The following is a 22,940-nucleotide window of genomic DNA, read 5'->3' on the forward strand; positions in this document are numbered from 1 at the left end:
GGTAGATTAAATTTCGCGGTACATACTGCCGAGGTCATGCGGCGGTAATTCGGCGGTCACCGGACAAGGATTGTAAAAACCCAACTTTTGATAATTCGGATTAACCTCTACCCGGTTAAACACTGGATGGACAAAATAGTGTTGGTGTAGAGGCCTGGCCCAACTAACCGCCCGCACGCTGCGCCGCGGACGATTCCCGCTTAGAATTCCGCCACCGTGCAGACAGTAGGTATCCAAAAAAATAATAGTGCCGGGCTCGCCTTCGAGATGCAGTTGCTCATACGCAGCGGCATCGGACAAAAAACTATCTGAAACCAACGGGTTCGGATTTTGTTGCAAGGCTCGTAGCGCAAACTCGCGCGCCGGCACGTGCGAGCCGGGCAACACCCGCACCGCGCCATTGTCCCGGGTCGTGCGATCCAGATATATAAATGTTTTCAGTGAAGGCACCATGTCGAAATGCAACGGACTGCCGTTGGTGCTACCGAGCTTAAAATTATGCTCTACCTCAAAGACCTCATGAACGTCGTTACGCGGATAATCAAAAAACAAGTTCATGTAGGCATGCACGACATCCCGCAATTTTTCCGCGTCGAAAAATTTCAATAACGCCTCAAACCCGGTAAATTTACGTAAAGTGGAATGGTGTACGTTGTAAAGATGACCGTTATCCAACGTTACCGTATGTACTTGAGGCGGTTCCAATCTAAATACGTTCTCGTAAGCGGCGGCGAAATCGACCAAATCCGCCAGATTAACCGCATCGCGTAACACGTAATAGCCTTGATCGACAATACTGGCCACCGCTTCCTGAACTGCGCATTCGATCATTTCACACTCCCGATAGTTGATGTCGTGTTACCGGCGATAGGACTCAAGTTGCCGCCAGATCTTCGATGATTTGCTCGGCGCGATGGCGCCAGGTATGCTGCGCAGTGATGGCTTGAAATGCCGCATCTCTGACTTTATCGGCCAGATTGGTATTATTTGAATAGTATTGATACAGCTCGATTAAGTTCTCGGCCTGAAACGCGACGTAATGCACTCCCGGTTCGAAGAAGCGATCAAGCCCCGCATCTCCTTCGTGGTAACCATGATTTTTTACGAACAACAGACTGCGACAAGCCATGGCATCGACCACTCTAAAATGCATGCTACAGCCCTCGTGAAAATTAATCTGCGATTGATTGTAAACGGCGCGTAGCTCATCGACCGATGACAAAAATCGCTGATAAAACGGTCGATACTGCGGCCATAACGCCCAATTGTCCGGACCATAGATAGCCAATCCCTCTATCTCGACCAACTGATCCACTAAGGCCCGGCGGTTAAGCAAACGAATCAAGCGCCCGCTTAAATCGTAATCCAATACGGCACCGAATCGAATATTTACGCCAAAGTGCTGTGTTGCCAATTCGCTCAGCAATGCATTGTAATCGGCCTGCACCACATAGCGGGATTTGTGCCGCGTTAAGGTATCCTCCAACATTGGCAAAACATCGGCAAACCGCAAGACTCGATCTCCGGCGGCGATATTCCGCTGCAACTCCGCCTCAGACCATGGTTTGGGAATATGTCCGACAAAAGAAGCAATATGACTAAACGCTCCCGCTTGCGGAAAATAACATTCGGCACTCACTCCGGGCGGTAGCCAATGGTAATTTTCCCGACTACCGCAACTCTGCAGCCATTCCGCGGCAAACAAATAGGTAATATCGCTTCCGGCAAAAGCCTCCAAGCTGCGACCGTTAAAGTCGACCACCCAGCAAATATGAAAAATGTCCGAACCAAGACCCGGCCTATCCGCCCGCGAGCAATTCATATCGAATATCAATTGCGGCTTATGACACGCCACCCAGCCCGCCAACTCCGCTTCGGTAAGCGTACCGCAGTAATAACTCGCCTGCAGACCCAGTGCGGAAAATCCTTGGGCAATTTGCGCCGCCACCGACCAATACCATGGATTATCCTTTGGCATCAATACCGATACTCGATGTATCCTTCTTTTTAGATCAAGCATCGGCGAACATTAAATTCCAGCTAATTAACTGCCTTGGCTTTACGTGGTGTCGTTCGAGTCGGTCGATCAGGTTACGAAACTCAACCCACGGCAAAATGACCACAACTTTGTCATTAAATTGCTCGATATTATTACTATCGATCAACGCCGTGGAATGACCTAAAAAGAGTTTATTCTCACGAAATGACCGAGTATCGAACACAGCCTCAACGATATTCTCATCGATATGCATATCTTCCAAAAATACCTTGGCAAATCGATCCAGCGATGGCGTGAAAATGGCTTTTTGCCCATTAGCCTTGATTTCATCCAGCGCGCGTTGAAAACGCTGGTAAACCCCTTGCATATGCGGAATATCCTTGGCTTTCAAATGCATTTTCCGCCCGCAATCCGGGCATAATACGTTCATGCCTTGCACCCCGACCGGTCCGGCTAAAATCGGGCCGTTTTCGTCCTGTTCGAACGGAAATGGCAAATCCAGGGTTTGTTGATGGCTACAACAGGGACACTCGATGGTGATTCTCGATTTCCAGCGCTCCAAAATCTCGCCGGCCACCACTTTGGTACAGCGCTTTCGGTGATTTTCATCGTTCAACTCGCGCAACGAAATATACCAATCCTTATATTCCTCGTCGCTCATCTGCGTCATATTGACCTGGCTGTTATATAAATAGCCGGAAATATTGCATAAACTGCGCATAAAGGTTTCGCGATCGGCAATTAAGCCTTTTTCCAACGCATAATGGTAAATAGGGGTACCGGCATAGGGAATCACCGCCGACCAATCGCAAAAATATAATTGATTGTCTTGTTGAAACTGCAAACTCTCGCGGATGGTTTCCTGAGTTTCGGCCGGATCGCCGAATAAGAAATTACCTTGTATGCCGATTTTCGCCTCGCGCACGATTTTTACCGCATCGGTAATCGTTTGCTTGGTAATTTTTTTCTTCATGCTGCCCAATATCGCGTCGCTGCCGCTCTCTATGCCGAAGGAAATATAATTACAGCCGGTTTCCTTCATCATTTTCAGCATCGGCAAATCCAGCTGATCCATGCGCAACTGGCAAAACCATTGAATATTCAGTTTGCGCTGTTTCAGCAAATCGCAAAACTCGACCACCCTAGCCTTATTGGCCGAGAATAATTCGTCGTAAATCGAAAAATTATTGATGCCGTAGGTTTGAATATAACCCTCGATTTGCTCGACCACCCGACCAATGTCGTGTTTTTTATACGCCCCCATGCCGGCATGATGGCAAAACGTACATTTAAACGGGCAGGATCGACTGGCGGCAATCGGGAACGAGCGGCCGGCGTCCAGCCGGGTCAAATGATAGGAGAACTGACCGTGTTCGCCCTGTAAACCGATATGCTCGCGTATCCCGAACGAGTCCAAATCCGGCAACGGCAAGTCGTCCAGATACTTAGGCGACTCACCCTCGCCGGTGAATTTGGGCCTATCGGCGTCCCAGCACCAGATCCCGGCGATTTTGCGCACGTCGTCGCCTTCCTCCAAGGCTTTCAACAAGCGGGTGAAAATCAACTCGCCCTCGCCGACTACCGCGTAATCCGGCCGCAAGGTGTCCATCATCAATTCGCCTTCCACCGAGGTAATGCCGCCGCCCAATACGATGGGCACGTCGGCGCGAATGTCCCGAATGGCTTTGATCAAACGGTCGATCTCGTTAAACGCCACGGTCAAACCGCTGATACCGATAATATCGACCGCTTCGTGCAACAAGGTATGGCGCAAGACCGGATTGCGTTTTTCCATCGGCATGTGGTTGAAGTTCAAGCCTACCACCTGATGGCCTTGGCTCTGGATATAGGCCGAAATATAAGCCAGGCCCAACGGATAGTACGAAGCGTTGGCCTGCGGATAATAACTGGGGGAAATCAAGAGGGTTCTCATCGCAATCACCTGTCAGACATAGGCTAAGTCGTGAATGATTTTTTCGGCGCGGGCGCGCCAGGTATGCTTGGCTGCGATCAGCGCCCGCACCTCGGCGACGATAGCACGCCCCGTGGCCCGACACTCCGCGGCCTGATGATAAACGTGTTCGAAATTCTCGCGTTTAAAGGCAAAGTAGTGTCGACTGGCGTCGAAGTGGTCGTGCAAGCCGCGGCCGAGCAAAACTTCTGAATTGACCTCGTCGTTATCGTACCAAAACAACAGACCGCCGGAAGCCAGACAGTCAATGGCGCGAAAGTGAAAACTCACGCCGTCGTGCAAATTGATGCGCGAATATTGATGCACCCGGTTCAATTCGGCCGGACAATCCAGAAAATGCCGATAAAACGGCCGGTATTCGCGCCATTGCGCCCAGTTGGCGCTGCCGTAAATCGCAATCGACTTCGACTTGCCCAGCGCGAAATTCAACAGCTCCGTGCGATTTTGCACGCGTTTGGTCCGCTCCATCAAGTCGTAATAACAGACGTTTAAAAATTCGGGTTCCGGCGTCGCGCCTGCTTCGGCCAATAGCGCGTCGATGATGCGCTTTAAATCGCCGTGGGTTTTGATTTGCTCGCGCGTAGCTTGTAGATGCCCGTCGTAACGCTGCAACAATTCGGCAAAGCTCAGCGCCGAATCCGCCGCGACCGGTCGCGCCAGTTCGGCAGCACTCCACGGCAACGGAATATGACCGATAAAATTGAATTCCACATCCGCCGGCAAGGCCCCGGGCAGCGGCTGAAAGGTTTGCGCGCAAGTACCGGGCGGCAGCCAATCCTGCAAACCGCCGGTGCGGTAGTTGACATCCCAGCCCGGATCGAAAAAATAGGTGATTTCGCTGCCGGCGATTTGCGCCTCGGTCCGTCCCTGAAAATCCACGATCCACGCAATATGCGGGATTTTATACCGGTGTAAAGCCGGCACTTCGTTCTTGACCCGATTCATTTCGAACACTGCGTCCGGCTTGTGCTTGACCAACCAAGTGTGCATTTGCGCATCGTCCAGCAAACCGCAACCGCCGCTAACCCGCACGTCCAGACTGGCGAATGCGTCCCGCAAAAAACCGTAAATGCGTCGATAAAACGGGGTATTGCGCGGCATGAACAACGCCAGATGTTGCAACCTCATGCCGGTTCCAGGGCACAAAAGCGCTGTACCGCCGCCGCCAAAATTCGTTCGGCAACAGCCCGATATGACAATTTCTGGTCCAGACCGCGCAGCGCATTGGCGGCAACCCGCTCGCGCGCCTGCGGGTTGTTCAAGTAATACTCGACTTTGGCCAGCAAATCCGCCTCGTCGCGGTACAGCACTACCGCGTCGGCATCGAAGAACTCGCGCAACGGCGAACCGTCGTAAAGCATCTGCCTAGACAACATAAACCGGCCGGCGGCGATAATTTCCAGGGCCCGCATGTGCAGTGTCACTCCGGGATTGGCATTCAAACAAATTTTAGCCTGTTGCATGATGCGGTTCAGCGCCGCACCGTTTTCGGCCACGCCTCTAGCTAAGCCGGCAAACGCCGGATAGGCCTCCCAATGTTTACCGTACACTTGAATCTTTAGATTCGGAAAAGCCCCGGCCAACAACCGGATCGGCCAATATTTCATGCGATTCAAATACTCGCAATGCAGGCGGTTGCCTTTCAGGCACAGCAGTAAGTCGAGGACCTCGTCGCTAAGCGTGTAGCCATGTCGGGCAAACAAATCGCGAAAATCGGCCGCGGTTTTACCCGGATGCACGGTGCAAAACTCCTCGAATTCGGCCATCGTCATCGGCGCGCAATGACTTTCCAGGACGGCGTATAGGGCACGCAACTGCGTCAAACTCAGCACGCCGCGCCGAATCAAGTCCGCTTCCTCGGCGTTAAGATTCAACTGCAACGCCGGGTCGCGTAACGGCTGCAAGGTATCGCCCGGTGCTTCCAGATGACTAACCAGCAATACGTCGCACTCGCTAACCGTTTGCGGCAACGGGTGATATTGGCTGTCATTGAAACCCAAGGGCAAAAATTGCAGTGGATAGTCTTGATACAACGGCAGGGTGTTAAAGCTAAGCCAGCGCTGGGCAAACACGAAATTCAAATCGAACGGACCGGGCGCAATTTGATTGAAGCGAATGTTGGGTAACATATCCTGTATCCAATTGACAAACGGCAATTGCTGCGGGATGCCTTGGTATTCGTGACGGAAATGATCTATGGTCAAAATCAGATCCGGCTTGAAACGATTGATGTCGTCGAGCAACTGTTCGATGGTGCTCAAATAATAATTTTCCGATTCGCTGCACAACTGGACATTCGCACCCAGGCGTTCAAAGCCGTCCAGCCAGTCGCGCATGCAATATTTTAAATAGCTGGAAAAACGCGAGATAAACCCCATCACCCGCAGTTCGCCGCGCCGCTCTTCGCGAAATTTGTCTCGCCAGGCATCCATACCTATGCCCGCATAGTATTCCGCCACGTCGCGCAGATTGTCGGCGTGGCGTTGCGCCCTGTTCTGCTTGGCGTCGATCACCCGTTGGAAAATTGCTTCGGCGCCGAACTCGGCGCCCGGGTCCAAGTTGAACAAGACGTCCGGCAGCGCTGCCTCGAAGCGGGCAAACTCGGCCTCGATTCGCTCGGCCAGCCGCTCGCCGTGGTAAATGCGCAGGCGCGGCGCGGCCAATAGCGGAACAAGATCGTGCAACAGCAGATTCAACAACCACATGTCCGGGCGGGATTCGAACACATACAGCGGCACTTCGAACTCGGCCATTTCCGGAATCGGCCGCTCGCTCGCCTGAAATGCCGCCAGCAACTCGTAGCCGGCGCCGATGCCGGCCAACGCGTAACAACAGGTATTTTCCCGCGTCATGGTTTTGGCGTTGTCGGCAAGCATTGCGCGATGTTCCAGCAAAGCGACGATGTCCAAGCGGTAGGCCGCCCGGCCGGATAACGACACGCTGATGCGCCAAAATTCGTCGCCTATCGGGCTGCCCAGCTCGATTTCTGCATGCAACGTCTGCCACGCTTGCATCAGCTGAGCATGCAATTGCGGACGATGTTGCGCCAAGGCCGCTAAATTCGCTTGCCAGCGGCCCAGGCAAGCCCGGCGGGTAGCCGCGCTGTCGCACTGCAAGCGGAGCCGTGCGCCGAACGAATCCGGCAACAACGCATCGCCCATAGCCTCGATTCGCGCCGCCGGATTCGCCCAGGATGCCAGCCCGGCCACTTCGCCGACCCGGCGCGCGGCGGCTTTGTAAGTAAATTGTGCCGCCAATAATTCCGGCGGCTCGGCCGGACGTAAGCGCCGGCTCAGTATGTTCTGCAGATCGGCGGCGGTTTTGAAGAATAGACAATGCCGTTCCCAATACGGCGCTTCGGCCACGTCGCGACAATCGTAAACCAACGGAATACAACCGCAGGCGGCCACTTCGGCCAAGCGTTGCGAATTCACTTCGAACGGATGGCAGACCAGCGCATAGCGGGCACGGCGGTAAACCTCGGCTACTGCCTCGCCGTGCACCAGTTCACCCCGAAAATAAGGCGCGATTAAGTCGTCTTGCTCCCAATAACGGCCGTACACGTCGATAGGCAGTTCGGACCTCGCTTGGCACAGCCAATGCAGCGAATGATCGCGCGTGGCGTAATGCAGCAACTTCCAAAACACGAATTCGTAATCCAGACCGGCCGCGGCGGCGATAGCGGCCACCGTCGCTTGATCGAAGGTGCCGCCGCTTTCCATCACTGCCGTCAACCCATCCAGAGCCTGCCGGTGCCGGGTATCGGCGAAATTAACGAACGGCCGGTAGGAACTGCCGATGAACACCACGCGCTCGGCGCGCTCGCCGCCACCACTGTTGTGGAATACCGCATCGTCGATGACGAAGTGTAAACGCTCCACCTGCTTAGCCGCGCAGTCCGTCAAATAGCGATCGAATTGCGGCGTGATCGAGAAATTGAAATCCCTATCCCGCCAATTCAAGGGCTGGCGGTTTTTTAACTGCGGCATCAGGTCCTGCCACCACACCAGATTGACGACCTCGTCGTGCAGGAAACTGTTGTTCAAACTGTTGACGTAGAAACAGGCGTGCGGTGCAAAGTCGATGTAACTTCGCAGCATATCGACAGTATTGCTGCCTTCCATGTCGTTGGCCTCGATGTAAACCAAAGTCTCCCAACCCATAGCGGCAAAAGCCTTGGCGATACCCCGAGAACTGTATTGCATCACCGTGGTCAGGCGGCTGCTGGGGACAAACATGCGCGGTCGCCCGCTATTCGGCCCCGGCCGCAACGCCTTGGCTTTGTTCAACAATTGCTGAATCAAGGCGATACGCCGCCGCTTGACCGATTCGACCGCATGGGCAATATCCTGACGAACCGCCGTTTGCACGTCCTGTTCCAATCCGTCGGGTATCTGAATATCCTCGGGCATGCGCAAGCGGGAACGCACGAAAAAGTCCTCGAATTCGTCCAACTCCAAATGCAGCAGATTTTCCAGCGCGTGTTCCGGCAACTCGCCCCGGTAATAACACACTTGCAGACCGTCTATGGTCGGGTGGCCGCAGGTAACGCGGTTGCGCTGTTTGGCCACGTTCAAGGCCAGTAACGGATCGACGAAATAGGTATCGAAATGGATGGATTCGGCCGGCGTGTATGTGGCCCGGTATTGGCGAATTTCCTCGACGATGTCGGCCGGCATATCGTCGAAATGCAGCTTGCCGTCTTGGGAAATCGCGATTTTGCCGGGAATCGGCAATTGGTTGTGCGAGAAGAATTCGACGAAACGTTCGGCCGAAACCTGAATAAAATTCGGCAAGGTAATATCGGTCAGCGGGCCGTCGTAATAGCAATAGGCCTGGCGCCGGCGGCCGTCCGCGCCAGCCACCGTATGCCCGGCCTCGGCCGCTCGATAAGCGTCCTCGATATTCAGATAAAAACAGTCCAACACCGTTTCGGCCATCGGTTCGTCAGATGAAATTGATGTGTTCCGGCGGATTTTTTAAATCCCACAGAAACTTATTCACGTAATCCTGGCGGCAGCCGATCGCGCAGTCCTTGTGGACGTCCACCGATTCGGCCACGTCCTTATGCACTTGCCAGTAACGCTCGCTGTTGGCGACCAAGTCGTAAAACGAATCGCTGTGCAAATCGCCGATGTAAAAGCGTTCCTTGTTGAAAAACGGCCCGCACGGATAGATTTTGCCGTTGCCGGAGATTTGCAGCAAAAACGGCGTGCCGAAGCATTGATCGTATTTGCGGTAGCCGTCCTTATACAGATTGGTTTCGCCGGCGGCATTGATCTTGTTCCATTTAGCCTGCACCACATAGTGCTCGTTGCTCAATGCCTCGGCTTGTTTCAACAGATCGTTGACGTTCAGATACGCGTCGTAATCGATGCCGATTTCCTTGTATTCGGAATCCGAGCAATGCTTGATCACGAAGTAATCCACGCCCAGTTCGGCACCCAGCCGGGCTTCGGCCAATACTTCGTCGAAGCACTCGGGGATCAGCACCATTTGCAGGCCTATCGTGCATTTGTAATTGTTTTCTTTCTTGATTTTGACCAGTTCGCGAATCTTGGCGATCAGCAAGTCGAAATTGCTTTCCACCGATTGGTGCACCCGGCGGAAACCCTCCGGGGTGCCGGCGGACAGGTTGAAGCGGATATAGCTCATGTTCTTCAGCAGGTCGTGGGCGCGCTCCATGTCCAAGGCGATGCCGTTGGTGGCCATCGCGGTGTCTATGCCCAGTTCGCCGGCCAGCACCGTGGCGTCGTACAAAGTCGGGTTCAGCGTCGGCTCGCCGTCGCCGATGAAGCCCAACGAGCGCACGCCCAACTTGCCGCAGTCGCGGACGAAATTCAACAAGGCCTCGCGGCCTATCATTGCGCCCTTGGTCATGTTTTGCACCACTGCGTAACAGTACAGACACGCAGTATTGCAAAACTTGGTCAGGCCCATGTCGATATGCACCGGCGCGAAGCGCTGGCCGTTTTGCCAGGCTTGCACGCGGTCCAGATGGTGCATCATCTTGTGGCCGTCGAAGCGAAAGCGTTCGCGCTGGGTGCGGAAGCTGGGCCCGGTGAACTGATTGGGTACCGAAGGCTCGTGCTCGCAACCGGCCTCCAAACGCACGATACCTTCCTGGCCGTCGTGGCTCACGGTCTTGAATTTTTGCCCCGGCAAGCGGCTTAATTGGCTGGTATCGATGACTTGGTAGTCTTGCGACAACGCACTGCGGTCGACAATCTGGTTGGAGGTACGCAGCTTGTGGCCCGGCTTGTTGAACAGCGGCGCGTCTTCAGGGATGGAGGTAACCGCGGCATTGCCGAATCGGTTGATGTGCTCGGGTTTGGACATGGCGAGTTCTCGAATAAGTTAAAACGGGCCGACGAAACTGCGGTCGGGCTGATCCTTGGCCAAATCGGATTGCAATTGCCGGTGCAGCGTATCCATTAGCGGCCGTTGCGCCAATAATTCCAGCGCCGCTTCGGCGATCCGCTCCGCGCCGGGGTAGTAATGGTTGGCCTGAAAATGCGTGGTCGGCACCGGATGGTTCGGATAAGCGACCAGGCAAGGCGCTTGTTTTAAGGTGTTTGGCTGGCGCTGATACAAGCGCGAGATCAACACATGGCCCAGCGAGGCCATTTCCGGCGCGCAATCGGCCACCAACAACAAACCGGTTTTGGCCGCCGACCCGGCCACGCTGTCGACATCCAGCGGGGTCAGGCAGCGCATGTCGATCACTTCGGCTTCGATACCGTGCTCGGCCAACACGGTCGCCGCTTTCAGCGCTTCGATGCTCATATGCGAGAACGCGGCGATGCTGATGTCGCGGCCTGCGCGCAGTACCGCCGCGCCGCGCAAGCCGGCGGCGGGCCGCTGTTTATCGACTTCGCCGATCACGTGATGCAACCAGCGGTGCTCGACGAACAACACCGGGCCGTCGTCGGCAATCGCATCCAGCAGGAAATGGTAGGCGTCGCCGGCCGTGGTCGGCATCACCACTTTCAAACCCGGCACCTGGGCGAACATCGCTTGCAGGCTTTGCGAATGCTGCGGCCCCTGCCCCCAGCCGCGGCCGATAATGACCCGCACCACCAACGGCACACTTTGCTTGCCGTCGAACATGTAATGCCATTTGGCGGCGTTGTTGACCAGCTGGTCCATCGCCAGCAACGCGAAGTCGATGCGCTGATGTACCAGCACCGGCCGCATGCCGGCCAGCGCCGCGCCGATGCAGATGCCGGTCATGCCGTTTTCGGCCAGCGGCATGTCCAGTACTCGCTCGGCGCCGTATTTCTCGCGCAAGCCTTGGGTGGTGGCGAAAATGGTTTTCGGATCGGGCACGCCTTCGCCGATCAGCAGCATGTCCGGATATCGGTTTAGCCCGTCGTCCAGCGCCTCGCGAATCGCCGCGCCGTAACTCAGCATCAAGGTCTCAGACATATAGATGCCGCTCCATGTCGGCCAATTCCGGCGGTTGGCCGGCCAGCGCCCGCGCGAAGGCCTCGGCGATCTCGGCGCCAATCCGCTGCTCGATGTCGAGCAAGGCCTCGGCGGCGACGCCGGCCTCGGCCAATGTCCGGCCGGTATGCAACAACGGGCAACGTTGTTTCCAGGCCAGCAACTCGCCGGGAAAGCGGTAACCTAGCTCGTCGTCTTCGTTCGGCCCGCAATGTTCCGGCCAGCGGTGGGTATGCAATTCCAAAAATTGCGGACCAGCGCCATTTCGAGCAGCGGCGATGGCATTTTCCGCCAGCGCGTACACTTGCTCGACCTTGTTGCCGTCGCCGCTGACGGCTTGTAAGCCGTGGGCGGCGGCGATGGGGTAAATGTCGCGGGCCGGCTGGCGTTCGTACAGCGGCGTCATCACCGAATATTGATTGTTCTCGCACACCATCACCAAAGGCAGTTGCTTCAGCACCGCGAAATTCATGGTCTCGTGCAACACGCCTTCCTCGAAACAGCCGTCGCCGAAAAAGATCACCACCACGTTTTTCGAGTTCCGGCGCTGTTCGCCCCAGGCGTAACCGGCCGCCACCGGCACGGTGCCGCCGACGATGGGCGTGGAGGCGATAAAGCCGGCCGACAAATCGCTCAAATGCATCGAGCCGCCACGCCCGCCGCAACAACCTTCGGCAAAGCCGTACAGCTCGGCAATCAAGCCGACCAGACTGCCGCCCTTGGCCAGGTAATGGCCGTGGCCGCGATGATTGCTGAATACTTTGTCGCTGTTGGTCAGATGCGCACAGACCCCGACCGCGATAGCTTCCTCGCCGATGCACAAATGGGTCGGGCAACGCATTTGTTGCTCGACGTAACGCTCGGCAATGGCTTCTTCGATCCGGCGGATGCGCAGCATCCGCTGATACAAATCCAGTAATTCGGCCGAATTTAGCGAGTTCATTTCAACAAGGTGGTGATGTATTTGAACAAGGCCACCGCCCGCACCGGCTCGCGGTTGCAGACGATTTGCACGTCCAGCGCCGCCGCCGCGCTGCCGGCGAACAAGGCCAGGTCCGGCGCCAGACCGGCGCCTAGGCACAGTCCGGCCAGCGATAAAAAGGCATCGCCGGCGCCGATGCGGTCCACCACTTTCGACGACAAGGCCGGGATCTTGTATTGCGTTTTGATGTGATCCAGCAGCAGCGCGCCCTTGGTGCCGCGGGTGATCGCAATGTGGCTGGCCTGTAATCTATCGGCCAGTTGTCCGGCCAGCTCTTCGATCGCCCCGCCTCTATCGTGGACGGCCAAGCGCAGTTCCGGTTCGTTCATCGACAGAAAATTGGCGCGCGGATAGCGGGTAATCAAATGGTAGCCGCGATTACCGCTGTTGACCTGGGCGTTGACGGCCAGGAATTTGGCGCCGCCGGACAAGGCCGCCACCATCTCGCCGGAAATGAAGCCGTTGCCGAAATCCGGCACGATCACCACGTCGAAATCACCTAAATGCCGATCCAGCCAGACCAGAATCTTGCGATTGGTTTCTTCCGGTAGCGGCGCGTCGTTGTAAAAATACACTTCGAACAACTTAGCAATATCGGCGTCGACATAACGGCGCTTGACGATAGTCGGCCTATCCTGGCTGAAAAAAAATACCGGATCGATGTTGGCATTCAGGTTGGTGCGAATGAAGTCTTCGTGGCTCTTGGTCGCGCCCAACCCGGACAGCAAGGTAACGTTGCCGGCGAATTCGGCCACGTGATTGGCGACCGCGATCGCGCCGCCGGCAAAGCGTTCGTAGTCGTGGTATTTGACCGAAAACACGTTGCCCTTGCCGGACTGGCCCAAGGCCGAGGTGTAATGGTATTCGTCGACGATGGCCTCGCCGACCACCAACACGTTCAGGCCCTGCAAACCTTTCAGCTGCTCTATCATCGCGTTGGCCGAAATCCGCTCCTTGAACTCGTCCAGATAGGCGGAAATTTCCGGCGAGAACACCTCGAAATATTCGTTCAGCAAGCGGGTGGAACTGGAGGTCAGCTCGTCGGTGAAAAACACCTTGCCGCCGTGGCGTTCCACCGCGTCCCGTTCGTGCTGAATATTGCCGGTCAAATCGTCGCTGGTGCTTTTGTAGTCGCTGCCCTTGACGTACAGATCGGGCTTGACCGCGTCCAGCACGTTGACCGCGGTCACCGCATGATTGATCGCCACACTATCGACGCAGGCCAGCGCGGCGATGTTTTCGGCCCGTAAATATTGATTGAACACCGGCCGGCCGGGGCCTTTGTTGACGTATTCGTCGGCGGTGACGCTGACCAACAGCGCGTCGGCTTCGCGAGCCGCAGCCTGCAAATGGCGGATATGGCCGATATGCAGCAAATCGAAGGTACCGTGGCACAACGCCACGGTTTTGCCCTGTGCCTTCAATTCGGCGGAACGCTGGGCCAGTTGCTCGATCGACAGAATTTTGGTGGTGGACATGGTTTTAGGTTTTTATCAAATGATCGGTGATGTGGTGCAACACGAACAAATGCGCCAGCTCGACCATGCCGTAATGGCTGCTGTCCAGCCAGACGTTCCAGCGCCCCAGTTTGCGTAACGGATTGTCGGGCTTGAAACCGCTCAGGGTCAGCACCGCCAAACCCTTGGCATTGGCGGCCGCGACCGCGTTGACGATGTTGGCCGACTGGCCGGAGCTGCTGATCGCGATCAACAAATCGTCGGGATAGGCGAAGGCCGCGACCTGCTTGGCGAAAGCCTGTTCGTAACCGAAATCGTTGGTAAAACAGGTCAACGGCGCCGCCTCGTGCAAGGTCAACGCGCATAAGCCGCCGACGTTGCGCAGATCGGTGATCACATGGCTGGCAATCGCCGCGCTGCCGCCGTTACCGAGGATGATGACCTTGGCCTGTTGTTGCTTGACCCGCGCGAATTCGGCCAGGACCTCGGCGACGACGCCTTCGCCGTCCAATTCGGCGCCGGCCGCATCGCTGAAACGGCACCCGGCCAGCAATTGCGCAAACTGTCCCGCGGCTTTGACGATGGGCATAGCGGTCTCCTTATTTGTCCAGGTATTTGAACCAATCGGCGGTGGCGTCGGCGATCGAAGCCGAAGTCCACAGCGGCGCTTCCCGCCAATAATCGATATGCGCCAGCATATTCGCTACGCCCTGCTCAAAATCGACTTGCGGTCGCCAATTCAGCTTTTCCCGGATCTTGCGGGTGTCGGCAAAGGTGCAATCCGGCTCGCCGGGCCGCTTGGGAATATATTCGATGTCCCCGCCCAGCAACCCCACCAATTTATTAATACTGTAGCTGCCGCCGCTGCCGACGTTCATCACCTCGCCGACCCAAGCCGATTCGGCGGCGGCGATGAAGGCGTTGGCCACGTCGGTCACATAGGTAAAGTCGCGGGTTTGCTTGCCGTCGCCGACCACGGTGAACGGCTTGCCGTTCAGCTTTTGCGCCAAAAACACCCCGAACACCGCCCCGTAAGCACCGGTGGTCCTGGAATGCGGGCCATATACGTTAAACAGACGCAGGGATAAGGCCGGCAAACCGTACAACTGCGCCCAGTGCAATACCAATTCCTCGCCGAGATACTTGGTCAACGCATACGGGTATTGCGGTTTGACCGGCGCGGTTTCCGGCGTCGGAAACTGCTCGGCCAAACCGTAGCAGGACGACGACGCGGCATACACCAAGCGTTTGACGCCAACCGCGCGGGCCGCTTCCAACACGTTGAAGGTGCCGTCGACGTTGGTTTCGTAATAAGCCCGCGGCTTTTCGATGGACGGCACGATGTCGGCCAGACCCGCCAGATGAAACACCCAATCGACGCCTGCGAATAGCGGCGCGATGGCGGCAAAATCGCGAATGTCGGCCTGATGAAACTCGAAGCGCTCCTGGTCCAGCAAGTCGGCGATGGTTTCCCTGCGGCCACCGACCAGATTGTCGATGACCTTGACCGCATGGCCTTGGCGCCACAGTTCGCGGCTCAGATGACTGCCGATAAATCCGGCGCCGCCGGTGACGATGACCTTCATGCGCGATCCTTAAATGAAATTGACATGAGCGGGTTGGTTGTCGGCCAGTTGGTCCAAATATTGATTCACCGCTTCCATCCGACAGTTTTTGCGGCACTCGTGGATGTCCAGTTCGTGGCCGATGAAATGCCAATTCGCGCGGCGCTTCTCGCCTTCCCAAATCGCCTGAAAACTTTGTTCGGCGATGTTGCCGTAGGCAAAGCGCGAGTCGGTCAGATAGGCGCTGCAACCGTAGACCTCGCCGTCGGCCATGATATACGCCCAAAAATACGGCGTGGCGTGGCAGGTTTTGTAACGCTGTTGGTCCGACTGGCTGTAGTTTTTCATGGTTTGTTCGCGAAACACCACGTTGAAGCCGTCGCCGTTAAAAGCCGCCAGTTCTTCGGCCATGCCCAGCAAATCGTCGTAGCGCAGGTTTTCGTAAACGCGGGTCTCGCTGAACAGATGTTGGGAATACGGTTTGACCACCAGATAGTCCAGGCCGATGTCCTTGCAGATCCCGGCCAAGGTAGCGATCTCGTGGCGGTTTTCCGGTAACAACAGAATCTGCGCGCCCAGCGTGCAGGCCAGACCGTTTGCCCGCTTATACGCGACCGCCGCGCGCAGGTTGTTCAACACCAAATCAAAATCCGCCGGCTTGGTGCGGTGTATCGCCGCGTAAGTCTCGGCGCTGCCGGCATTCAACGACACTTTGATCCAGGAAGTCAGCGGCAGCGATTGTTCGATGAATTTGGCATTCATCAGCGTGCCGTTGGTGGTGAACGATACGTCGATGCCGGCATCCACGCTGGCCTTGACGATTTCGTTGATCTCTTTGTGCAACATCGGCTCGCCCTCGCCGGCGTACATGATGCTCTTGACGCCGAGCCGGCCCATCTCGGCCAGGCGCTGCGCCAGAATTTTGACATCCAGCCGCTTGGCCTGGTAACCGATGTAATCGACCGCGCAAAAGGTGCAGCGATGGTTGCAGGCGCCGACCGGCGAGATTTCCATGTAGATCGGATAGACAGCCTTAGCCCGTTCCCAGTCGGCGCGGCCATCCAGCCACTGCGCGACCCGGCGCGGGTGGTAAACCAATTTGTGGCTGTCGATAGCGTACTTATCCGTCATAACTTTGTCACCGACCGGTCGAAAAACTTGAGTATTTCAATCAAAGCGATATATGTGCCAGTTACCGAGCCATGGCTCCGCCTGACTTAAGCGCGCCAGCCCGACCAAGCAAAGGCTTAGCGACTATCGCCCCCATAGCCTAGCGGATTCTTTGCGTTTGACGAATAAACGGCCAAGCAAACGTATTACCGATAGATGTATGAGCCGCACACACATGTCGCCCGATGTCGGTCGCCTTAAGTCTGGTTAATGTTGTCGGCCAGCGCCAGCAAAGCTGAAGTCTGCCGACGTATCTGCCCGGCTACCTCGGCGTCCAAGGCATCCAGCCAGCGTTGAGGTATCGCGTCGAGGCCGTAATAGGCGCCGGCCAGCATGCCGGCCAGAGCTCCGGTAGTGTCGGCGTCGCCGCCCTGATTGACCGTTGCGATCAGACAATCTTCGAAACTGTCGGTAGCAAAAAAATAATGCAGCACGGTCTGCACGGTATCGACGATATAAGCGGAAGCCTTGCCGGGATAGGGCCGGAATTCGAACTGAGGAGCGGCTTGAATCAAATCCTCGGCGATGCGGCTACAGGCAGCCTCGTCGCCACCTAGCAGCAGACTGCGCAGCATCTGCGCCATGGCCAGGGTTCCCGAATCGGCCAAGGGATGGTGATGGGTCAAGCGGCATTGCTGCAAGCTGCAATCGAGCATTAGCTGCGGCTGCCGCAAGGTCGCCAGCACCACCGGCAGGTTGCGCATGCAGCCGCCGTTGCCGGCTTCGTCGTCCCTCGGCTCGCCGTGCAGAAAGCCCGTGTCTCGATAGCGCTGGATACCGCGCCGGCAGGTGTTGCCGACGTCAGGCGGCTCGCTTTGCAACCAAGCGACGAAATTGTCCGCAATCGCGCGCAAATCCCAAGCTTGCCGGTCGATCAGCGCTTGGCCCAACGCCAACGCCATTTGGGTATCGTCGGTAACCTGCCCGGCGTCCAGTCCTAACCAGCCACCGCCGGTAATGTCGCGATGCACGCCGATGCGGCGGCGGATAAGCTTGGGCGACATGAACTCCACGGTCGCTCCCAAGGCGTCGCCGCAAGCAAAACCCAAGTAGGCGCCTAACGCCCGGTCGGCCAATTCCGTCTCGTCTACCATCTGGCCACCTTGACCCGGTAATCGCCGCCTATCACCAAATATTCGGCTTCGCCGTGCAGCGCGTGATGCGGCAGCAACTCGCTGAAAAACACCAATTTCACCATAGGCACATCGACTTCCAGGATATAACTGCCGAATTCGCCGGCAATGTCGCGTTGATCGGTAAACGACATCAAACTGTTGAAACGCACGATTTTGTGTTGCTTATCTTCGTCGCCCAAAATTTCGTGCTCGTCCAAGGCGTTGACGCCACGGTACAGAGTTTTGCGAACCGCTGCCGGTACCTGGAAACGCTCTATCACCCATTGGCAATATTCGTACAGCAAATCCAGCTGCATGTAGATGCAGTTGTTGTGGTAGCGGCTGTTCATTTTTTCCTGAACGTAGTCCAACCAATCCTTGGTCATGAAGCCGGTGATGCGCTGTTTATGATAATTGGGAAACAAACCGAAGCGGCTTTCCACCCAACCTTTAAACACCGCGCCTTGGGCGTTGTTGGAATCCAAGCCCCAATCCTGTATCAGCCGCAAATAACTGTTGCGATAGCGTCTACGGCCGCTGGCGTCGTCGCGCAATCGCTGCTCGGTCTCGAAGCCGAACACCACGCACATATAGTCTTGAAAGAGTTGCCCGCACGCCTGCATCGAATCTTGCGTTTCCAATTGCTGGAACAAGCCGGGCGCCGATTCTCGGGTGCCGGCGATATGCAAAGGTTTGGGATCGTCGTTAAACAAATGACTGGCGATGCAAGCGCTGGCAACGCCGATCAGGTTGGTACTGTGCGAATAGGGCGAACGAAAAGGCATTGCAGGCAAAATTAGGCGCGCAAACGGGTCAAAATGCATATCATCGGCGAAACGGCGCCCGGCTGGCCAGTGCTTTCGCGCAAGCCGCCGCCAGTACACCTAATAGCACCCCGCCGCAGTCGATAGCGATGTCGCTCAATCTCGGGGTACGGCCCTGAATGAACAACTGCAAGACTTCGCTAGCGCCGGCAAACAGCGCCAAGGCCGGTAAAACCCGCCGCCCGCTTCCTTTCACGCCAAGCACAAATGCCAAGCAGGCAAACAGGCCGAAGTGGCCTAGTTTGAACATGTCCCAATCCGGCCAATGTAACGCGGTTTCGAAATAGGGAAAATCGCTGCTTTGGAAAAACACATCAGCCGAGGCGACAGACTGCAGACCATAACGGACAAGCCAGCCGCCGACTTGGTGTTTCACGCTCCCCGGCATCAATACTCCCGCTAGAATGCCCATAGTCAACAAGCATTTCACCGGGTCTTGCGCTTTCAACAAACCGCTACGCAGCCAAGCTAGCAACAGACCCGCCCCCAAGCTTATCCACAACGTCAACAAGGTGTAACGCCAGGCGTGGAAATGTTGGGATAATTCCAGCCTGCTTAAACGGCAATCCTTGACCCAAAGCTCGCCGGGGCTGTGCATCAGTTGCGCGGCCACTTTCAGCTCCGCCACACCGGCGGCCACGGCAAATACCTGTGTCACCGCGTTCCAAGCGCGGCTGCCGGTCAATGCGGTTAATAAATGCGGGTAGGCGTAAATCGGCTTGCCTTGCCGGTCAACGGAAAGCAGCACCAGCCGGCCCAGCTCCCATCCGCGGGTGCCGGGCTGAATAGCCTGACTTTTGACGTGGCAACTCAGCTGCAACAAACTGCCTAGCGGCGGCGCCTTGATGGTTTGGCTGACTTCGACGCCGCCTTTGGCCTCCGCCAAACCCAAGCGCAAGCTGCCCGCTACCGCCTCGGCCGTGCCGGCACCCGTTACTTGCCAGCCGGTCAGCGCATCCGCGAAACCCGGGTTCCGCAACAACTGCGGCCCGGCCAGATAGCGCGGAAAGTGGTTGAAAAACACTACGGTCGCCAAGCATAGCAGCAGCACGCATGCCGCCCATAAGCTTTGCCGCCGCCAGCCCGCCATTACGCCGCCTTCAGCCGCATGCTAATCTCATCAACCGGCTGCAACACTACACGTCAGCCAAATTGCCTTTTTCCTCCAACCAGCTCTTGCGGTCGGCGGCGCGCTTTTTCGCCAACAGCAAATCCATACGCTGGAAGGTTTCGCCGTCGTCGTCCACGGTCAACTGCACCAGCCGGCGGGTATCCGGGTTCATCGTGGTTTCTCTGAGCTGCGACGGATTCATCTCGCCCAAACCTTTGAAGCGTTGAATATTGATTTTGCCGGACAGTTTTTCCGCCTCTATCCGCGCCAACACCCCTTGCCGCTCGGCTTCGTCCAAAGCGTAAAACACCTTTTTACCCACGTCGATGCGATATAACGGTGGCATTGCCACGAACACGTGGCCGGCCTTAACCAAGGGTTTGAAATGTTTGTAAAACAAGGCGCAAATCAGGGTGGCGATGTGGTTACCGTCCGAGTCGGCATCGGCCAGTATGCAAATTTTGCCGTAACGCAGATTCTGCAAATCGGCACTGTCCGGCTCTATGCCCAGCGCCACCGCGATGTCGTGCACTTCTTGCGATGCCATGACTTCGTTGGAATCGACTTCCCAAGTGTTCAAAATCTTGCCGCGCAACGGCATGATGGCTTGGTATTCGCGGTCGCGAGCCTGCTTGGCGGAACCGCCGGCCGAATCGCCTTCGACCAGAAACAACTCGGTGCGGGTAATGTCCTGTGCGGCACAATCGGCCAATTTACCGGGCAAAGCCGGTCCGGCGGTCACTTTTTTACGCACGATTTTCTTGGCCGAGCGCAAGCGTTTTTGCGCACTGACGAGGATGATTTCGGCGATTTTCTCCCCTTCTTGCGGATGCTGGTTCAACCACAGGCTAAAGGTGTCCTTGGCGACGCCGGACACAAAGGCCACGCATTCGCGTGAACTCAGGCGTTCCTTGGTTTGCCCGGAAAACTGCGGATCTTCCAATTTGACCGACAACACGAAATGGCAGTTTTCCCAAACGTCTTCCGGGGCGATTTTAACGCCGCGCGGCAGCAGGTTGCGAAAATCGCAGAATTCGCGCATCGCCTCGGTCAAACCGGCTCGCAAGCCGTTGACGTGGGTACCGCCCTGCGCGGTCGGCACCAGATTGACATAACTTTCGGCCACCGCCTCCGCCAACCCTTCGGGAGTCCAGACGATGCCCCATTCCACCGCCTCGTTGCTGGCGGCCATATTAGCCATGAACGGCGGCTGCGGAAAAATTTCCGCATCGCCGATCCGATCCAGCAAATACTCTTGCAGACCGTTTTGATAGCACCATTCGATGCGTTCGTCGCTTAGCTCCGAGACCAAGACGATTTTCAAACCGGGGCATAACACCGCCTTGGCCCGCAACACCTGCTTGAGCTTGCTGACCGATACCCGATTGGAATCGAAGTATTTGCCGTCCGGCCAGAAATGCACGCTGGTGCCGGTGTTGTTTTTGCCGACCGTGCCGGTTTGCTGCAATTCGCCGATCTTATCGCCGCCGGCGAATTCCATTTGAAAAACGCCGCCGCCGCGCCTGATTTCCACCAGCAACTTTTCGGACAAGGCGTTGACCACCGACACCCCGACGCCGTGCAATCCGCCGGAAAATTGGTAATTTTTGTTGGAAAACTTGCCGCCGGCGTGGAGTTGGGTCAGGATCACTTCGACCCCCGGAATGCCTTGTTCCGGATGAATATCGACCGGCATGCCGCGGCCGTTGTCGACTACCTTGATCGAGCCGTCTTTGAACAAGACGACTTCTATGTTGTCGGCGAAACCGGCCAGCGCTTCGTCGACGCTGTTGTCCACCACTTCCTGCACCAAATGGTTGGGGCGGGTGGTATCGGTATACATACCGGGACGCTTACGCACCGGGTCCAGACCGCTAAGTACCTCGATCGCGGCGGCGTTATATTCTTGGCTCATGCTTGATTACTGTGAAAGTCATGGTGGGATGCGCTCCGTCGCAATGGGCAAGACTGTGGCCGCGGCAAAGTGCCCGCACCTGCCAATCCGCCTTTCATGCTCAGCGGTAATACTTACCTTGGCTCCCTGCTCATTAAGTTGGGAAATTCGATTCGGAAAGGCAAGCAGCCGTTCGCCGGACAAAGGCTGCGGCAAGCCGCCACATCCTCTAAGGCGTTCGACCGTTCATCCGTCGGCTACGGCCGCCTAAGCGCAAATCGTCTCAAGAAGCCGCCAGCATGTTATCCAGCGCCGATTTGGCCAGCGCGGCTTGCGCGGCCGGCACCGCTACCTGATTGACGACATGGCCGGCGGCGAGATTTTCCAGCACCCAGCATAAATGCTGCGGATCGGTGCGGAACATCGTGGAACACATGCTTAAGGTAGGCGCCATAAAGTGCACGCTTTTGCCTTGCGCTTTACATTCCTGCGCCAGCCGGTTGACCAAGTTCAATTCGGTCGCTACCAGCCAACGGGTGTTGGCTTCGGCTTCGCGGACTATCTTTAAAATCATTTCGGTGGAACCGATGTAATCGGATTTTTCGCACACCTCGAAACAGGCTTCCGGGTGGGAAATGACGATGGTCTCAGGATGCCGCTGTTTGAAGTCGTCGATTTGCTCCGGTTGAAAGGCTTGGTGCACCGAACAATGGCCTTTCCACAAGATTATTTTAGCCTCACGGATTTGTCGTTCGGTCAGGCCACCCTGCGCTTTATTGAAATCCCAAGTCACCATCTGTTCCAACGGGATACCCATTCGGAAACCGGTGTTGCGGCCTAAATGCTGATCCGGGAAAAACAGCACTTTCTCCCGTCGCGCGAAACTCCAGTTCAGGATTTTTTGTGCATTGGACGAGGTGCAGACGATACCGCCGTGTTGGCCGCAAAACGCTTTCAAATCGGCTGCCGAGTTGATGTAAGTGACCGGCGTTACGCAGTTTTCAACGTCGATGATCTTGGCCAATTCGTCCCAGCATTGCTGAACTTTGATTTTATTGGCCATGTCGGCCATCGAACAACCGGCCGCCATGTCCGGCAAAATGGCGATCTGCTCCGGGCGCGACAAAATATCGGCCACTTCGGCCATAAAATGCACGCCGCAGAACACGATATATTCGGCTTCGGACTGCGCGGCCTTACGCGACAACTTCAGCGAGTCGCCAAACGCGTCGGCGTGCTTGAACACTTCGTCGCGTTGATAGTGGTGACCCAGGATTATGCAACGCTTGCCCAACTTAGCCTTGGCCGCTTCTATGCGCATATCGCATTCGGCATCGTCTAACAGGGCGTAATCGTGTATCGGTAAAGCGGAAGTCGTCATATCTGTCATCAAACTCTAATCGTT

17 protein-coding genes are annotated in these 22,940 nt (G+C 56.3%); all 17 read right to left on the reverse strand.

The window, feature by feature from the left end:
- Positions 1–6 precede the first annotated feature (6 nt).
- The 17 genes from AB0A83_RS18285 to nadA all read right to left on the reverse strand — a co-directional run bounded on the left by AB0A83_RS18285 (position 7) and on the right by nadA (position 22,916).
- Positions 7–831 carry a phytanoyl-CoA dioxygenase family protein gene (locus AB0A83_RS18285; RefSeq protein ID WP_150050899.1) on the reverse strand — a complete coding sequence of 275 codons (825 nt, stop codon included), beginning with the start codon at positions 829–831 and terminating at the stop codon, positions 7–9.
- Positions 832–874: 43 nt separating this feature from the next.
- Positions 875–1,978, reverse strand: coding sequence for a glycosyltransferase (locus tag AB0A83_RS18290; RefSeq protein ID WP_190303186.1), 1,104 nt, complete (start codon positions 1,976–1,978; stop codon positions 875–877).
- Between the two features lie 34 nt (positions 1,979–2,012).
- Entirely contained in the window at positions 2,013–3,932 is a 1,920-nt protein-coding gene (locus AB0A83_RS18295; RefSeq protein WP_367154910.1) for a radical SAM protein, read from the reverse strand.
- 12 nt (positions 3,933–3,944) lie between these two features.
- Positions 3,945–5,099 carry a hypothetical protein gene (locus AB0A83_RS18300; RefSeq protein WP_367154911.1) on the reverse strand — a complete coding sequence of 385 codons (1,155 nt, stop codon included), beginning with the start codon at positions 5,097–5,099 and terminating at the stop codon, positions 3,945–3,947.
- Positions 5,096–8,911, reverse strand: a complete 3,816-nt coding sequence (locus AB0A83_RS18305; protein WP_367154912.1) for a glycosyltransferase — start codon at positions 8,909–8,911, stop codon at positions 5,096–5,098. The genes AB0A83_RS18300 and AB0A83_RS18305 overlap by 4 nt, the downstream gene beginning before the upstream one ends.
- Positions 8,912–8,918: 7 nt before the next feature.
- Complete coding sequence (locus AB0A83_RS18310; RefSeq protein WP_367154913.1) at positions 8,919–10,310, reverse strand: radical SAM protein; 1,392 nt, start codon at positions 10,308–10,310, stop codon at positions 8,919–8,921.
- Between the two features lie 18 nt (positions 10,311–10,328).
- A complete protein-coding gene (locus AB0A83_RS18315; protein ID WP_150050911.1) occupies positions 10,329–11,399 on the reverse strand; it encodes a transketolase C-terminal domain-containing protein in 1,071 nt (356 codons plus the stop codon).
- Positions 11,392–12,360 (reverse strand): thiamine pyrophosphate-dependent dehydrogenase E1 component subunit alpha, encoded by a 969-nt coding sequence (locus AB0A83_RS18320; RefSeq protein ID WP_367154914.1) that lies wholly within the window; start codon positions 12,358–12,360, stop codon positions 11,392–11,394. The genes AB0A83_RS18315 and AB0A83_RS18320 overlap by 8 nt, the downstream gene beginning before the upstream one ends.
- Complete coding sequence (locus AB0A83_RS18325) at positions 12,357–13,877, reverse strand: PfkB family carbohydrate kinase (RefSeq protein WP_367154915.1); 1,521 nt, start codon at positions 13,875–13,877, stop codon at positions 12,357–12,359. Before AB0A83_RS18325 ends, AB0A83_RS18320 begins: the two co-directional genes overlap by 4 nt.
- A 4-nt stretch (positions 13,878–13,881) precedes the next feature.
- A complete protein-coding gene (locus tag AB0A83_RS18330; RefSeq protein ID WP_150050917.1) occupies positions 13,882–14,445 on the reverse strand; it encodes an SIS domain-containing protein in 564 nt (187 codons plus the stop codon).
- Positions 14,446–14,455: 10 nt separating this feature from the next.
- On the reverse strand, positions 14,456–15,442 hold the full coding sequence (locus tag AB0A83_RS18335) for an SDR family oxidoreductase (protein WP_367154916.1): 987 nt from the start codon (positions 15,440–15,442) through the stop codon (positions 14,456–14,458).
- A gap of 9 nt (positions 15,443–15,451) precedes the next feature.
- Complete coding sequence (locus AB0A83_RS18340; RefSeq protein WP_367154917.1) at positions 15,452–16,552, reverse strand: radical SAM protein; 1,101 nt, start codon at positions 16,550–16,552, stop codon at positions 15,452–15,454.
- A gap of 236 nt (positions 16,553–16,788) precedes the next feature.
- Complete coding sequence (gene draG / locus AB0A83_RS18345) at positions 16,789–17,685, reverse strand: ADP-ribosyl-[dinitrogen reductase] hydrolase (protein ID WP_367154918.1); 897 nt, start codon at positions 17,683–17,685, stop codon at positions 16,789–16,791.
- A complete protein-coding gene (locus tag AB0A83_RS18350; RefSeq protein WP_150050925.1) occupies positions 17,679–18,491 on the reverse strand; it encodes an NAD(+)--dinitrogen-reductase ADP-D-ribosyltransferase in 813 nt (270 codons plus the stop codon). Before AB0A83_RS18350 ends, draG begins: the two co-directional genes overlap by 7 nt.
- 40 nt (positions 18,492–18,531) lie before the next feature.
- The gene (locus tag AB0A83_RS18355; protein ID WP_367154919.1) at positions 18,532–19,620 is read right to left on the reverse strand and encodes a VanZ family protein; all 1,089 of its coding nucleotides are present in this window, start codon (positions 19,618–19,620) and stop codon (positions 18,532–18,534) included.
- A gap of 46 nt (positions 19,621–19,666) precedes the next feature.
- On the reverse strand, positions 19,667–21,556 hold the full coding sequence (gene parE, locus AB0A83_RS18360) for a DNA topoisomerase IV subunit B (protein ID WP_150050929.1): 1,890 nt from the start codon (positions 21,554–21,556) through the stop codon (positions 19,667–19,669).
- A 262-nt stretch (positions 21,557–21,818) separates the two neighbouring features.
- On the reverse strand, positions 21,819–22,916 hold the full coding sequence (gene nadA, locus AB0A83_RS18365; RefSeq protein ID WP_367154920.1) for a quinolinate synthase NadA: 1,098 nt from the start codon (positions 22,914–22,916) through the stop codon (positions 21,819–21,821).
- Positions 22,917–22,940 lie beyond the last annotated feature (24 nt).

The sequence above is a fragment of the Methylomonas sp. HYX-M1 genome (assembly GCF_040741385.1).
Taxonomy (GTDB): domain Bacteria; phylum Pseudomonadota; class Gammaproteobacteria; order Methylococcales; family Methylomonadaceae; genus Methylomonas; species Methylomonas rhizoryzae.

Coding starts and splice junctions, on each gene's coding strand:
- AB0A83_RS18285 (WP_150050899.1), bottom strand. CDS start 831: ATGATCGAATGCGCAGTTCAGGAAGCGGTGGCCAGTATTGTCGATCAA.
- AB0A83_RS18290 (WP_190303186.1), bottom strand. CDS start 1,978: ATGCCAAAGGATAATCCATGGTATTGGTCGGTGGCGGCGCAAATTGCC.
- AB0A83_RS18295 (WP_367154910.1), bottom strand. CDS start 3,932: ATGAGAACCCTCTTGATTTCCCCCAGTTATTATCCGCAGGCCAACGCT.
- AB0A83_RS18300 (WP_367154911.1), bottom strand. CDS start 5,099: ATGAGGTTGCAACATCTGGCGTTGTTCATGCCGCGCAATACCCCGTTT.
- AB0A83_RS18305 (WP_367154912.1), bottom strand. CDS start 8,911: ATGGCCGAAACGGTGTTGGACTGTTTTTATCTGAATATCGAGGACGCT.
- AB0A83_RS18310 (WP_367154913.1), bottom strand. CDS start 10,310: ATGTCCAAACCCGAGCACATCAACCGATTCGGCAATGCCGCGGTTACC.
- AB0A83_RS18315 (WP_150050911.1), bottom strand. CDS start 11,399: ATGTCTGAGACCTTGATGCTGAGTTACGGCGCGGCGATTCGCGAGGCG.
- AB0A83_RS18320 (WP_367154914.1), bottom strand. CDS start 12,360: ATGAACTCGCTAAATTCGGCCGAATTACTGGATTTGTATCAGCGGATG.
- AB0A83_RS18325 (WP_367154915.1), bottom strand. CDS start 13,877: ATGTCCACCACCAAAATTCTGTCGATCGAGCAACTGGCCCAGCGTTCC.
- AB0A83_RS18330 (WP_150050917.1), bottom strand. CDS start 14,445: ATGCCCATCGTCAAAGCCGCGGGACAGTTTGCGCAATTGCTGGCCGGG.
- AB0A83_RS18335 (WP_367154916.1), bottom strand. CDS start 15,442: ATGAAGGTCATCGTCACCGGCGGCGCCGGATTTATCGGCAGTCATCTG.
- AB0A83_RS18340 (WP_367154917.1), bottom strand. CDS start 16,552: ATGACGGATAAGTACGCTATCGACAGCCACAAATTGGTTTACCACCCG.
- draG (WP_367154918.1), bottom strand. CDS start 17,685: ATGGTAGACGAGACGGAATTGGCCGACCGGGCGTTAGGCGCCTACTTG.
- AB0A83_RS18350 (WP_150050925.1), bottom strand. CDS start 18,491: ATGCCTTTTCGTTCGCCCTATTCGCACAGTACCAACCTGATCGGCGTT.
- AB0A83_RS18355 (WP_367154919.1), bottom strand. CDS start 19,620: ATGGCGGGCTGGCGGCGGCAAAGCTTATGGGCGGCATGCGTGCTGCTG.
- parE (WP_150050929.1), bottom strand. CDS start 21,556: ATGAGCCAAGAATATAACGCCGCCGCGATCGAGGTACTTAGCGGTCTG.
- nadA (WP_367154920.1), bottom strand. CDS start 22,916: ATGACGACTTCCGCTTTACCGATACACGATTACGCCCTGTTAGACGAT.